The following is a 12,678-nucleotide window of genomic DNA, read 5'->3' on the forward strand; positions in this document are numbered from 1 at the left end:
ACCCGTCCGCGACGGCCGTCCCACAGCACGTCGAACGGAACCACACCCCTCACGGAACCGCACCCCTCACGGCCGTCCCACAGCACGTCGGGCAGAACCGCACCCTCACGGAAGCACACTCCCGAGGGCCGTCCCCCAGCACGTCGAACAGAACCGCGTCCCCGGAAGTCCCTAGAATCGGTGCGATGACGACTCCTTCACGTCCTCCGCTCGCCGAGGCCCTCGACCTGCTGCCGCACCCCGAGGGCGGCTGGTTCCGGGAGACCTGGAAGACCTCCGTCGACCTCACCCCGCCCGGGTACGCCGGTGCGCGAGCCACCGCCACCGGGATCTACTTCCTGCTGGAGCCCGGTGAGGAGTCGCGCCCGCACGTGGTCACCTCCGACGAGGTGTGGTTCTGGCACCGGGGCGGCCCGCTGACCCTGATCCTCGGCGGCCACGAGGGCCAGCCCTCGGAGAGCGTGACCCTGGGGCCCAGGGTGGAGGACGGGCAGGTCCTCCAGGCCCTGGTGCCCGGCGGCACCTGGCAGGCCGCCCGTCCCATCGGCGACGAGGGCGTGCTGGTGAGCTGCGTCGTGTCACCGGGCTTCGACTTCGCCGACTTCCGCATGCTTTGACGGAATGCTTTGACGGAGGACGTGCTCGGCTCCGCCGCACGGCCGGGGCCGAGCTCCGCGTGGCTGGACGGGTCGCGTACGGGTTCCGCCGCCCTTCGCATGCTCCGATGGACGACAGGGCGGACGGACCGGCGCGAGGAGATGACGCGAACGGCCTCCCGCCGAGGTGACGGGTTCCCGGATCGCGGGGAGAATGCGGTCAAGGTCCACACCGGGAGGTCGAGGATGACCAGCGAGATCGTCTCCGTCATCGGCGGAAAGGAAACGTCCAACGGCACGGCCTACGAGTCGGTCAACCCGGCTCGGGTGGACGAGGTGGTCGCGCGGGTCCGGCTGGCGGACGCGAGCACGTTCTCCTCCGCGTGCCGCACGGCCGCCGCCGCGCAACGGGAGTGGGCGCGGGTCCCCGCGCCCGTGCGGGGTCGGGTGATCGCCTCGATCGGACGCCTGGTGGAGGCGAACGCCGAGGAACTGGCCCGCCTCGTCACCCGCGAGATCGGCAAGCCGTACGCCGAGGCGCTGGGCGAGGTGCGCGAGATCGTCGACACGTGCGACTTCTTCCTCGGCGAGGGCAGACGGCTGTACGGGCAGACGGTCCCCTCGGAGATGCCGGACAAGAACCTGTTCACCTTCCGGGTCCCCGTGGGGGTGGCCGCGGTGATCACGGCGGGCAACTTCCCCGTGGCGGTGCCGTCGTGGTATCTGGTCCCGGCCCTGCTGTGCGGCAACGCGGTGGTGTGGAAGCCCGCCGAGTACGCGGCGGCCTCCGCGCACGCGCTCTACCGGCTGTTCGTCGCGGCGGGGCTGCCCGACGGCGTGCTGAACCTGGTTCTCGCCGACGGCGCCGCGACGTTCGAGGGGTTGGCGGCGGCCCTGGCGGAGGGCACGGTGCACAAGGTCGGATTCACCGGCTCCACCGAGGTGGGCCGCCGTGTCGGCGAGCTGTGCGGGCGCCACCTGCAGTCTCCGTGCCTGGAGCTGGGCGGCAAGAACCCGATGGTGGTGATGCCCGACGCCGACCTCGACCTGGCCGTGGAGGGCGCGCTGTTCGCGGGCTTCGGCACCGCCGGGCAGCGGTGCACGTCGCTCGGCACGGTGATCGTGCACGAGAGCGTCCACGGGGAGTTCCTCGGCCGGTACGCACGCGCCGTGGCCGGGGCCGCGATCGGCGACCCCTCGGGGGACGTGCTGTGCGGGCCGCTGCTCGACCAGAGGTTCGCCACGCGCTACGAGGAGTATCTGGGCTGGATCCAGCCGCACCACGCGGTCGTCTCCGGCCCCATCGGCCGCATCACCTCGGACAACCCGCGCGGCGACTTCACCGGGGAAGGCGGTCTCTACTATCACCCGGTGATCGTGGACGGCGTCCGCCCCGGCGACCGGCTCTTCCTGGAGGAGACCTTCGGCCCCATCGTCGGCGTGACGTCTTTCGACACGCTGGACGAAGCCGTCGAGCTGGCCAATCTCCCCGGCTACGGGCTCTCCTCCTCCGTCTACACCACCGACCCGGCGTCGGCGTTCCGCTTCCGCGAGGGCATCGGCGCGGGCATGGTCAGTGTCAACAACTCCACCTCGGGCGCGGAGGCCCACCTCCCCTTCGGCGGCAACGGCAAGTCGGGCAACGGCAGCCGCCAGTCGGGGATGTGGGTCCTCGACCAGTTCACCCGCTGGCAGGCGATGAACTGGGACCACTCGGGCAGGCTCCAGAAAGCCCAGATGGACGTCGCCGAGATCGTCCCCGACCTGGACTTCCGCCTTCCGACCTGACCCCTTTCAGTGGTGGGTCACCACGTACTCGAACACCTCGAAACCGGTGAAGAGCACGAACGCGACGGTGAGGAGGGCGTACAGCAGGACGGGCTGCGCCAGGAGGCGACGCGGCCGGGGTACGGCGGGTGAGAGTCCGGGCTCGACGTCGGGAACGGGGGTGGGGTCGGGAACCACGGGGGACATCGCCGAGGTCGGCGCGGCGGTGACGCGGGGGTGCGCGCTCGGTGGGAGGGCTCGGACGCCGTCGCGGCCGCAGGCGGGACAGCTCGCCCCCGACCAGGGCGGCTGGACCACGACACCCGACCGCAGCCAGAGAACGGCATCGTGTCCGTGTCCGTCGCTCAGATGGCGGACGAGGTATTCCTCCTGCCACCGGTGCCCGCAGTGCGCGCACCCCAGCGGCCAGGTCTCGTGAGCACTGAATTCCTCGTGCACGAGGACCCCCTCAGTCGTGTCAACGAATATCCGTCCTGAGTGTGAACTCACTCCCCCGTCACAACAAGTGATGAAACAGTACGAAAACCGTTACGACCACATAGTGAGACTATTCTTCTTGAAATATGAGACTCCTGCTACGGTCCGAAGAGCGCGACGACAAGGGAGGGTTCCCATGACAGGCAAGGACGCCGTCTACACGCACGGGCATCACGAGTCCGTGCTCAGGTCCCACAGGTGGCGTACGGCGGAGAACTCGGCGGCACACCTTCTGCCGCACCTGAGACCGGGCATGAGGCTGCTGGACGTGGGGTGCGGACCGGGCACCATCACGGCCGACCTGGCGGAGCGGATCGCGCCCGGCGCGGTCACCGCGGTCGACATCACCGAGGAGGCGCTCGGGCCTGCCCGCGTGGAGGCGGAGCGGCGCGGCCGCTCCGACATCACGTTCGCCGTGGCGGACGTGCACGCACTGGAGTTCCCCGACGACACCTTCGACGTCGTCCACGCCCACCAGGTGCTGCAGCACGTCGGCGACCCGGTCCAGGCGCTGCGCGAGATGCGGCGGGTCTGCGCACCGGGCGGCGTCGTCGCGGTACGCGACAGCGACTACGCCACGTTCACCTGGTTCCCCGACACACCCGCGCTGGAGGAGTGGCTGGACCTGTACCAGAGGGTGGCGAGGGCGAACGGCGGCGAACCCGACGCGGGACGGCGGCTGCTGTCGTGGGCGCACGCGGCGGGGTTCACCGACGTCTCGGCCACCTCCTCCGCCTGGTGCTTCGCCACCCCCGACGACCGCGCGTGGTGGGGAGGCATGTGGGCCGATCGGGTCCTGAAGTCGGACATGGCCCGCCAGGCGCTCGCCTCGGGCGCCGCCACCCAGGAGGACCTGCACCGTATTTCGGAGGGCTGGCGGTCCTGGGCCGCGAATCCGGACGGCTGGCTGTCGCTGCTCCACGGCGAGCTGATCTGCCGCGTCTGAGCCTCGACGCCTCGGGAGCCATCTCGCGGACCCGCCTCCCCCGAGGCTTCCCGGCCGCTCCGCCCTCCCACACGCCCGCGCGATCCGGCGTTCCCGAGGTTCCCCGATCTCGGGCGAGGGGAAGGCCGACGGACTCGGGGCGCCCGGTGGGGGCGCCCCGAGGAAGGGTCAGGGCTGCTGAGTGATCTTGACGTTGTCGATCCCGGCCTCGACCAGGGAGGCGCCCGAGGCGTCACCGGCCTCGATCAGGATGCGGACCGTCTGCCCCGCGAAGGCGGAGAGGTTGGCCGTCGCCACGGCCCAGGCGCCGTTGCGGTTGGAGGCCGCGCCGAGCTGCTGGAACACCTGGGTGGTGGTGGAGCCGACGACCTTCACGCGCAGGAAGTCGGCGCTTGAGGAGTTGGAACCGTGTGCCAGATACCACGACAGCGACAGGTTCAGCGTCCCGGTCGACGGCAGGGTGATGGCCGGGGAGCGGATGCTGGTGATGCCTCCGTCGACGTCGTAGTCGCCGGCCGCGGCGCCCGCGAGCCTGCCGGTGACCAGGTCGTTGGTGCCGCTCACGGTGGTGCCGAGCTGCTTGGCGCCGCTGGAGTTGGTGGCCTGCGGGACGCCGCGCTCCCACTGGCCCGAGGTGGCGGTGTCGGTCCCCGACGGGTTGGTCGTCCAGCCGGTCGCCGTCTCGAACTCGTCGGAGTAGACGGTCACCGGCGGGGTGCCGGTCCCGCAGTACTGCGACTCCTTGCCGATGATCCGGTAGACGCAGTCGGCGTACTCCAGGAAGCGCAGCGTGGCCTCCTTGTTGCGGGTCGTCTGCGGGCCGATCTGCTCGTCAGGGGGATAGAAGCCCGGCGAGGAGCTGACCGGGTACATCTCGAAGGTGTAGCTGAAGATCTTGTAGACGCCCCACAGCCAGTCGTCGATCGTGCCGTCGGTGATGTAGAGGTCGCTGGCCTGTTGGGGGGTGTAGTTGTTGGTGGAGGCCATGTTCTGTCCCAGGGCCGCGTGCGCGTCGCGGTCGTCCTGGGTGAGGCCGGGGCCGGTGTCGTTGTAGGTGTAGCCGTACGGCCACAGGATCAGCTCGCTGTAGGTGTGCCAGTCGATGTGCGCCTTGATCTGCTGCACACCGCCAACGACCCGGCTGCGCACCCAGTTGGCCACCGCCCTCACCTCGGGGGCCGATTCGGCCGCCGAGCCACGGTAGGTGTCGCTGGAGGCGGAGCCCGAGGAGCCTCCGCAGCAGCCCCAGTTGTAGCCCCAGTTGCGGTTCATGTCGGTGCCCACCGCCGAGGAGCCCGAGTTGGGCTGGCGGTTCTTGCGCCAGGAGCGGTAGGAGCCCGTGGCGATGTCGTACTCGCCGCCGTCGGGGTTGAGGTCCGGCATGATCCAGATCTCGCGGCCGTTGACCAGGTTGGTGATGCGGCTGTCGGTGCCGTACCCGTCGGTGAACAGGTTGAGCAGATAGATCGCCATCTCGACGGTCAGATGCTCGCGGGCGTGCTGGTGGTGGGTGAACAGCACCTCGGGTTCGTTCTCGTCCGTGTTGACGTTGTCGCTGATCTTGACGGCGATCAGGTCGCGTCCCTCGTACGAGGTGCCGTAGCTGATCTTGCGGGCGATCGCCGGGTGGTCGGCGACGATCTGGTTCACCGCCGCGGTCATCTCGGCGTAGTTGTGGTAGCCGGAGTCCGCCGACGGGAAGTCGGCGAGCCGCTCCGGCCCGGTCGGGTATAACGACTTGGGGATCTTCGTGACGGTGTAGCCGAGTTTCTTGATCTCGGCGACCTCCGCCTCGCTGGCGGTGATCACGACCGAGTCGGGGTCGACCTGGTCGATCGCGGCGCCGGTGGCGGCCACCGCGCTTCGCTGCTGGGCGGTGCTCGGCCCCTGGACCTTGTACTGGCTGTTCGGTTGCGGCTCGGCCGAGGCTCCCGCCCCGGTCACACCGAGACATAACAGCGCCAGGGCGGCGAACACCACGATCAGACGGCGTCTCACCTGCGTCCTCCTCAGGCACGCACTCTAGGGTTTTGTCGCATGCCTCCACTGAGAGTCAAACAGCGGCGTTGATTAGCAAAGGCCCAAATTTTTGCGGCAGCGGTAACTTCGCCGCACAGCCGAATGGAACCCGGGGTGAGATCGGGGTGAAACCCGGCCAGAGCTCAGAACGCGACCTCGAACCAGAGAATCCTGGACCCCTCGGGGGCGTCGTCCTGGACGCCCCAGTCGTCGGCGAGCAGATCCACCAGGAACATGCCCCGCCCGCCCTCCGCCTCCGGCTCGTTGCGCACGTGCGGCACCGACGCCCCCGACCCGGCGTCGCAGACCTCGACCAGCACCGCGGTCGATCCCACCGCCACGGTCATCGCGACCTCGCCGCCACCTCCGGAGCCGGAGTGGAGCACCGAGTTCGTCACCACCTCGCTCACCAGGAGGACGACGTCGTCGGACGCGGGATGCCCCTCACCGAGCAGCTCCCTGACCCGGCTCCGCGCCACCGACACCGACTCCGGGACTCCTTTGAGGGTCATCGTCGATCCTGGCGAGACGGCCCGCCGTCCGGTCGTCATGGTTCCTCACTCCCCGACACGCGTATTCCCTGCGCGTCGCCCTCTGAGATGGCACACTCACTCACGGTGAACTGTTCTATCAAGGACTGCAATACCTCATGTTGGGATTCCACAGATTTGCTATCAAAGGACGGAGGGAGGTGGATGCGTGGCCTCTCGACACAGCCCCACGGCCCGTCATCGCCGTCTGATGGCTGAGCTGAGCCGTCTGCGAAAGGACAGTGGGCTGACACGGGGAGAGGTGGCCGAGCGGATCGGTTCCACCGACACCACCGTCTGGAGGTACGAGACGGGCCAGTCCCGGCCTCGCCCTTCGGACGTGTCGGCCCTCACCGAGGTGTACGGCGTGACCGGGGAGGCGAGAGACTCCCTGATCCAGATGGCCGTCGAAGCCAGAAGGCGGAGCTGGTGGCACCCCCACCGTCAGGCTTTCAAACCGGGCTTCGACTCCTACATCGGGCTTGAGGCCGAAGCGTCGCTCGTGCGCTCGTACGAGCCGCTGGTCGTCCCCGGCCTGATGCAGACCGAACCGTACGCACGCGCGGTGATCGAGGCGACCTCAGTAGTCCAGACCCCCTCCACGGTCGAGGAGACGGTCTCCGTGCGCATCTCGCGTCAGCGGTTGCTGCACGGGCCCGGTGACCCGATCCACCTTGTCGCCGTGCTCGACGAAGCGGTGATCCGGCGTCGGATCGGCGGTGGCGACATCATGTCGGAGCAACTGGAGCATCTCGTCCATCTCAGCACGCTGCCCAACGTGGAGATACGGGTCGTCCCGTTCTCCGCGGGGGCGCACCCCGCGATGGACGGCCCGTTCTGCCTGCTCAGCTTCCCCGAACCCGAAGACCCCGACCTGCTCTACCTGGAGCAGGCCGCGAGCGGGGACGTGCCGGACAACCCCGAGCAAGTCCGCCGATACGCCTCCATGTTCGAGAGTCTCTGCGAGATGGCTCTCGGCGAGGATGCCTCGGCAGCCTTCATCGCCCAGATGGCGAGAAGGTTCTCCTCCCCCTAGCAGTAGAAGGAAGAAAAAAGTGCGAGGGTCCACGATGGATCTGTCCGGCGCCGAGTGGCGTAAGAGCGGTCGCAGCACCAACGGAGGCAACTGCGTGGAGGTCGCGGTCGTCCCCGGCGAGCAGGCGGCCGCCCGGCACAAGGCGAACGCCGATCGGCTGTATCTCGTCCGCGACTCCAAGGATCCGGGCGGCCCGGCGCTGGCGTTCACCCGGAGCGAGTGGGACGCCTTCGTCGGCGGCGTGAAGGACGGCGAGTTCGACTGACGGACCTCCGGGGGAACCAGCCTCACGGTTCCCCCGGAACCTCCGACCACAGCCCGCCCGCGGCCCCGGCCCGGCGGGCTGTGGTCGTCGTCTCTCACCCGCTATCCGTCACTCCTTACCCGTCGCCGTTTCCCGGTCCTCGTCACTCGCCGGCCGTCGCTCGCCGGAGATTCCAGGACCGGCCGGGAGTTCTCAGTGCGGAGGCCGCTCCTCGGTGCCGTTGTAGCCGAGGATCCGCATCGCGACCTGCGGGTCCATCGCCGCGGCGAGCAGCTGGGCACGTTCTACGGCACTGTCCCGCTGAGCCTCGGCCCTGGCCTTGGCCGCCTGTGTCCCCCTGGTGAGCGCGGCCACGATCGCCGCCCCCACGAGTGCCGCCAGCACGGCGACGAACACCACCGTGAGCGTGCCGGAGTCCGGCGAGCCCGCGCGGCCCATCGCGACCGTCCCACCACCGAGCACGTAGGCGCCCAGCGTCGTGAAGACCGCGAGTGCGGCCAGGCTGGCCACGACCACGAACACCATCCGCGACTTCCCGCCGCGCGAGGCGGGCGTCGGCGGCGGTGGCGGTGACGTGGACTGTGACGGCGACGGTGCCGGGCGAGGCACCCGGGTGTCGTCGCCCCAGGGCACGAAGTCGGGTCCAGCCGCGGAGGCCGGCGGCACCGGAGACACAGCGGTCGACATCGTGGCCGGCAGCGTCGGCACCGGGCTCGACACCGCGTTCGACACCGGGGCGCCGTGGCCGTTACCCGTGAGCATCGCCCCCTGGACGACCACGGCCGCGGGTTCGAGCACAGGCACGGCCTGCGGAACGGGCAGGGCCCGCGCCACGTGGCTGTGCTCGCGGTGCGCCCGCGCCGCCTCCAGGTGATACTCCTCGATCTCGGCGTAGAAGTCGTCCGAGGCGTAGACGGAGCCGTCGATCAACGGCCCCCGTCCGCGTTCCAGGATCGCGACCACGTCGTCGCCGTTGAGCGTCTTGTGCGCCTCCAGCGCGTGCGCCAGGCACAGGACGTCCCGCCGGTGTTCGCGCAGCAGTCGCTCGGTGCGGTCGAGCAGGCTCACCAGGTTGAACTCGATGCGCTCGCCCAGCACGTCGGGGGCGAGCGGCTGGCCGCCACCCGGTGTCTTGGTGAAACCGATGCCTCCGCCACCCGGCTTGGGCATCGACTTGCCACCCAGGATCTCCAGCTCCTGCAGCGCGGGCACCGAGGTCACCCCGCGGCCCATGCCCCAGTGCGCCTCCATCAGCGCGGTGAGGTACGTCGCGGAGAACAGGTCACCGGAGACCCCTGAGGAGTTGTCCTCGCCGAAGAACATCCGCTCCCCCGCCAGGGAGGCGAGCGAGACCATGATGTCGGCCTCGTGCTCGGACTTCCAGCGGGTGAACTGGTCTTCCGGCTTGATGCTCGCCACCATGCCGAGGTAGTCGGCGCCCTTCTCGATCGTGGCGATGTCGATCTCCAGGTGGTAGCGGGTGCGGTACGCCGCCACGGCGTGGCAGGCCTCGTGCACGGCCACCGCGTGCCGCTCGCGCTCGATGTACTCCACGTCCTCTGGCGGGCCGAGTTGTTTGAGCCGCTTGGCGCGGGTCACGTCCGACCAGGTGATGGTCTCCCTGCCGTCGCGGATCGCGGTGATGAGCGACTCGTTCACCAGGTCCTTGATCGTGGCACCGGTGGCGTAGGGGGTGATCGTCGCCAGCTTGTCCAGCTGCGCTTCGGTGAGCTCGTGGTCGACCTTGTCGAAGTAACCCCGGTAGGTGCGCACCCGGCCCGCCTTCGAGGGGTAGCCCACCTTGTAGATGCGGTCGATGCGGCCAGGCCGCAGCAGAGCCTCGTCCAGCGAGTTGGGCATGTTGGTGGCCATCATGACCAGGATCCGGTACTTCGGCGGCGGCTTGGGACGCATGCCGAAGAGCCTTCGCACGTGCCGGTTGACGATGCCTCTCGGCTTCTTCAGGCCCGACAGCTCGGTGAGCAGCGCCTGCAACGTGCCCGCGTCACCGCCGCCCCCGCCCATGCCGCCCATCATGAAGCGGCTGCGGCCGGTGTCGGGCTCGCTCGGCTCGGCCGCGCCCTTGCGGGTCAGCAGCCACCGGGTGTCCTCGCTGAGGTAGCCGAAGCCGTGGCATCCGGCGGCGTGCGGGGAGAACCCAGGGGCGCCCCTGGGACCCTGCTGCGCCAGCGAGCCGCGTTTGCCGAGGGAGTCGGCCTCGTCGAAGAAGACGATCACGCCGCCGTAGCGCAGTGAGAGCTTGCGGAGCTTCCTGAACAGCGACTTCACCTTCAGGATGCCGATGCCCATGAACATGTTGACGAACGCGCCGGGGTCGACGAACACGTACGGTTTGCCGGTCTCCCCGGCCACGGCCTCGGCCATCAGGGTCTTGCCGGTGCCCGGCGGCCCCCACAGCAGCAGGCCGCTGGGCACGTAGCCGCCGCGCTCCTCGATCGCGTCCGGCCGCTCCAGAAAGACGATGTTCTCCTTGACCCGCTCGACGACGTGGTCCTGGCCCCAGACGTCGGTGAAGCGGGTCTTGATGTCGTCGGGGAAGTACGTCTCCACACCGCCCCGCGACAACAGCCAGAACAGGCCGATGAACTGGAAGGCGATGAAGAAGAACGCGAAGGCGAGCTGCGCCATGTACGGCAGGGCCTGCCAGAGCAGCGCGGGCGCCTGGAACAGGGCGAGCGCCGGAGAGGTGTCCAGCACCTCCCCGAGGATGAGGGCGAGCACCGTGATCCAGAACACCCACTTGATGGCCCGCGCCATCCTGAAGCGGTTCCAGTCGGAGAAGCGGCGATGGGTCCAGCGTTCGAAACCGCCGAAAACACCGCGCGTCCAGAACCGGTTGTATCCGGCGGAACGCTCGCTGACGAAGAAATGGAGTTGCCTCAGGAACTCGGCCCCGAGGAGCCAGAAGATCCACGGCGCCGCGATCGCGGTGATGATCATCGCGTCCTGGAACGTGATGATGCCCTCGTACGAGGCCATCTCACTCCACACCAGAACGAAATAGATGATCGTGAGAATGAGCAGGAATTTAATCCGGTCCCAGAACGGCATCTTCTTTCGCCTGTCGGGGTGCGGATCTGTCGGGCCGGAGCCGGGAGCCCGGAGTCCTTCGAAGTTGGGGGGCGGTGGAGGTGACTGCATGGACGGGCTTCTCCTCACCCGGTGAGTCGCTTGACCTTGAAGGATTGCGCGATCTTCTCGAGTTCCCCGGCGCGCTTCCGGTAACAGGCGGCCGAACAGCGGATCAGCAGGGTGGAGATCTGCTTGCCGTCCTCGGCCAGATAGGAGGTGAGGTCGAAGGTCTCGATCCCGGCCCCCTGGATCGCGTAGTTGAACCGCACGTGCACCCCGCGCAGGCCGTCTCCGGGCCGGAGCACCTCGTCGGCGAGCAGCTCGAAGTCCTGCAACGGGTAACCGGGGATCTTCGCGTACTCCTTGCGCACCGTCTCGGTGACGGGCAGCACGGAGTTGCGCATGGTGTTCAGGGACAACGAGTCCTGCTCCTCGGGGAGGAGCTTGGTGATCCTGGCGAAGACGAACGGCTCGTCTCCGGTGCCGTAGCCGAGAAGGTGGTCTGGAGAGGGCTGGGAGTGGGCGTCGTAGGCGGCCGACCAGATGAGCTGCTTCTGCAGTCGCGCGGTGGCCGATTCGGGATCGGCCGCGATGGTCGCCTTGTCCAGCGCGGCCTGGTCGACCTTCCGCCAGGTCGCCGGAACCTTGAAGTAGGTCTGCCCGTCGTCGTGGCGGACGTAGGTGAACTCAGCACGTGCACATCCCGTGAGCCCGCCGACCATGGCGGAGACGACCGCCACAGTCACCACGGCGAACCCGGCCCTTGATCTTTTCACCAGGGCTATACCTCCGCTTTACGGGTTTAACGAGGTGGTTGTGCCCGTTTTTTGCGCGACTCTCTCCTGTCCCGACTCACCGAACTTCGAAAATCTTGACCAAATCTTTCCGGGAACCCGGCCTCACTTGTTACACAAAGTCGATGTTGGATTCCCGACATCATTGAACCTCCCCCCTCCGCCCCAGTACAGGGGCCGGGCGGGCCCACTCCACCTTCCCTGCGGACCGGATCCCCGTGAACCACGGAGATCCGGTCCGCTTTGCCGTTTTTTTACCTACATATACGGTTATCCACCCTTTTAGGGGTATAAGGCTCATAATCCCTAAAGTGTGACTCTTTCTGCCTTTGCCGAGAAATGGCATTAAACAGCACCAATGCCTTCTTCTTCGGCGATATACCGGCGAAAACCCCTCAGGGACCGGAACGACGACGAAGCGGCCGACAAGGAGTGATTACCGTGAGGAACGAAGTACGCATAGCCCTCGCCGTGGCCGGCGGCTACCTTCTGGGGCGACGCCAGAAGCTGCGACTGGCGATGGCACTGGCCGCCGCCGGGGCGACCGGTCGGCTGAGCGGCGGCCAGAGCGACCTTCTGCAGCAGGCGCTGAAGGTGATCAGTTCCTCCCCGGAACTGGCGAAGATCACCGAAAGCGTGCGTGGCGACCTCGTCGACGCGAGCAAGGCCGCCGCCAAGGCCGCGGTGAGCAGGCAGGTCGACTCGCTCAGCAACAGACTCCACGACCGGGCCGAATCCCTGCGCAACCCCCTGGAGGACCTGGGAGAGGAACCAGAGGAAGGCGAGGAGGGCGAGGAGCCCAGGCGCGGGCGCGTGAAGGGCATCCTGTCCCGCAGGAAGGCACGGCGCCGGGCCGAGGAGGAAGAAGAGTACGAACCGGAGACGGACGAGGAGGAAGAGGAAGAAGAGGAAGAAGAAGAGGAGGCTCCGCCCGTCCGCAGGCGTTCCGCCACTTCCGGGCGCCGCAAGCCTGCGGCCAAGTCCACCGGTAAGGCACCCCGGGACTCCGAGGACGAGGAGGAAGAAGAAGAGGAGGAAGAGGAGCCACGGGCCAGGGCCAAGCGCCGCCCTCCTTCCCGGAGCGGATCCACCTCTTCCCGCACCAAGCCGACGCCCGCCAGGGCACGGAGGTGA

At 68.4% G+C, this 12,678-nt stretch carries 11 protein-coding genes; 6 read left to right on the forward strand and 5 right to left on the reverse strand.

What is annotated here, in order from left to right; all coding sequences use genetic code 11:
* Positions 1-185: 185 nt before the first annotated feature.
* Positions 186-617: a cupin domain-containing protein gene (locus ACFY3V_RS12985; protein WP_362900526.1), complete on the forward strand. Its 432-nt coding sequence runs from the start codon at positions 186-188 to the stop codon at positions 615-617.
* Between the two features lie 225 nt (positions 618-842).
* Complete coding sequence (locus ACFY3V_RS12990; protein WP_389772884.1) at positions 843-2,384, forward strand: aldehyde dehydrogenase family protein; 1,542 nt, start codon at positions 843-845, stop codon at positions 2,382-2,384.
* Positions 2,385-2,390: 6 nt separating this feature from the next.
* Here ACFY3V_RS12990 and ACFY3V_RS12995 read toward each other — a convergent pair whose 3' ends face one another.
* Positions 2,391-2,822: a hypothetical protein gene (locus tag ACFY3V_RS12995; RefSeq protein ID WP_389772887.1), complete on the reverse strand. Its 432-nt coding sequence runs from the start codon at positions 2,820-2,822 to the stop codon at positions 2,391-2,393.
* A gap of 175 nt (positions 2,823-2,997) precedes the next feature.
* Between ACFY3V_RS12995 and ACFY3V_RS13000 the strand changes: the two genes are divergently transcribed.
* A complete protein-coding gene (locus ACFY3V_RS13000) occupies positions 2,998-3,807 on the forward strand; it encodes a class I SAM-dependent methyltransferase (protein ID WP_389772890.1) in 810 nt (269 codons plus the stop codon).
* Between the two features lie 168 nt (positions 3,808-3,975).
* Here the strand turns inward: ACFY3V_RS13000 and ACFY3V_RS13005 are convergent, their stop codons facing one another.
* Together ACFY3V_RS13005 and ACFY3V_RS13010 are read right to left on the reverse strand one after the other, a co-directional pair.
* Positions 3,976-5,805 carry a M14 family zinc carboxypeptidase gene (locus ACFY3V_RS13005; protein WP_362900518.1) on the reverse strand — a complete coding sequence of 610 codons (1,830 nt, stop codon included), beginning with the start codon at positions 5,803-5,805 and terminating at the stop codon, positions 3,976-3,978.
* Between the two features lie 164 nt (positions 5,806-5,969).
* Complete coding sequence (locus ACFY3V_RS13010) at positions 5,970-6,338, reverse strand: ATP-binding protein (RefSeq protein WP_362900516.1); 369 nt, start codon at positions 6,336-6,338, stop codon at positions 5,970-5,972.
* A 229-nt stretch (positions 6,339-6,567) separates the two neighbouring features.
* Here ACFY3V_RS13010 and ACFY3V_RS13015 point away from each other — a divergent pair, with 229 nt between their 5' ends.
* The gene (locus ACFY3V_RS13015) at positions 6,568-7,392 is read left to right on the forward strand and encodes a helix-turn-helix transcriptional regulator (protein ID WP_362900514.1); all 825 of its coding nucleotides are present in this window, start codon (positions 6,568-6,570) and stop codon (positions 7,390-7,392) included.
* Positions 7,393-7,411: 19 nt separating this feature from the next.
* On the forward strand, positions 7,412-7,657 hold the full coding sequence (locus tag ACFY3V_RS13020; protein WP_389772895.1) for a DUF397 domain-containing protein: 246 nt from the start codon (positions 7,412-7,414) through the stop codon (positions 7,655-7,657).
* 192 nt (positions 7,658-7,849) lie between these two features.
* On the opposite strand, the gene ACFY3V_RS13025 is transcribed toward ACFY3V_RS13020, so the two are convergent.
* Together ACFY3V_RS13025 and ACFY3V_RS13030 are read right to left on the reverse strand one after the other, a co-directional pair.
* Positions 7,850-10,819, reverse strand: coding sequence for an AAA family ATPase (locus ACFY3V_RS13025; RefSeq protein WP_362900512.1), 2,970 nt, complete (start codon positions 10,817-10,819; stop codon positions 7,850-7,852).
* Positions 10,820-10,833: 14 nt separating this feature from the next.
* Complete coding sequence (locus tag ACFY3V_RS13030) at positions 10,834-11,526, reverse strand: hypothetical protein (protein WP_362900510.1); 693 nt, start codon at positions 11,524-11,526, stop codon at positions 10,834-10,836.
* 459 nt (positions 11,527-11,985) lie between these two features.
* Here ACFY3V_RS13030 and ACFY3V_RS13035 point away from each other — a divergent pair, with 459 nt between their 5' ends.
* Positions 11,986-12,678 carry a hypothetical protein gene (locus tag ACFY3V_RS13035; RefSeq protein WP_362900508.1) on the forward strand — a complete coding sequence of 231 codons (693 nt, stop codon included), beginning with the start codon at positions 11,986-11,988 and terminating at the stop codon, positions 12,676-12,678.

The sequence above is a fragment of the Streptosporangium sp. NPDC000095 genome, assembly GCF_042899335.1.
Lineage (GTDB): Bacteria > Actinomycetota > Actinomycetes > Streptosporangiales > Streptosporangiaceae > Streptosporangium.

Bases quoted from the DNA above. Each gene is read 5' to 3' on its own strand.
- ACFY3V_RS12985 (WP_362900526.1), top strand. From the start codon at position 186: ATGACGACTCCTTCACGTCCTCCGCTCGCCGAGGCCCTCGACCTGCTG.
- ACFY3V_RS12990 (WP_389772884.1), top strand. From the start codon at position 843: ATGACCAGCGAGATCGTCTCCGTCATCGGCGGAAAGGAAACGTCCAAC.
- ACFY3V_RS13000 (WP_389772890.1), top strand. From the start codon at position 2,998: ATGACAGGCAAGGACGCCGTCTACACGCACGGGCATCACGAGTCCGTG.
- ACFY3V_RS13010 (WP_362900516.1), bottom strand. From the start codon at position 6,338: ATGACCCTCAAAGGAGTCCCGGAGTCGGTGTCGGTGGCGCGGAGCCGG.
- ACFY3V_RS13015 (WP_362900514.1), top strand. From the start codon at position 6,568: ATGGCTGAGCTGAGCCGTCTGCGAAAGGACAGTGGGCTGACACGGGGA.
- ACFY3V_RS13025 (WP_362900512.1), bottom strand. From the start codon at position 10,819: ATGCAGTCACCTCCACCGCCCCCCAACTTCGAAGGACTCCGGGCTCCC.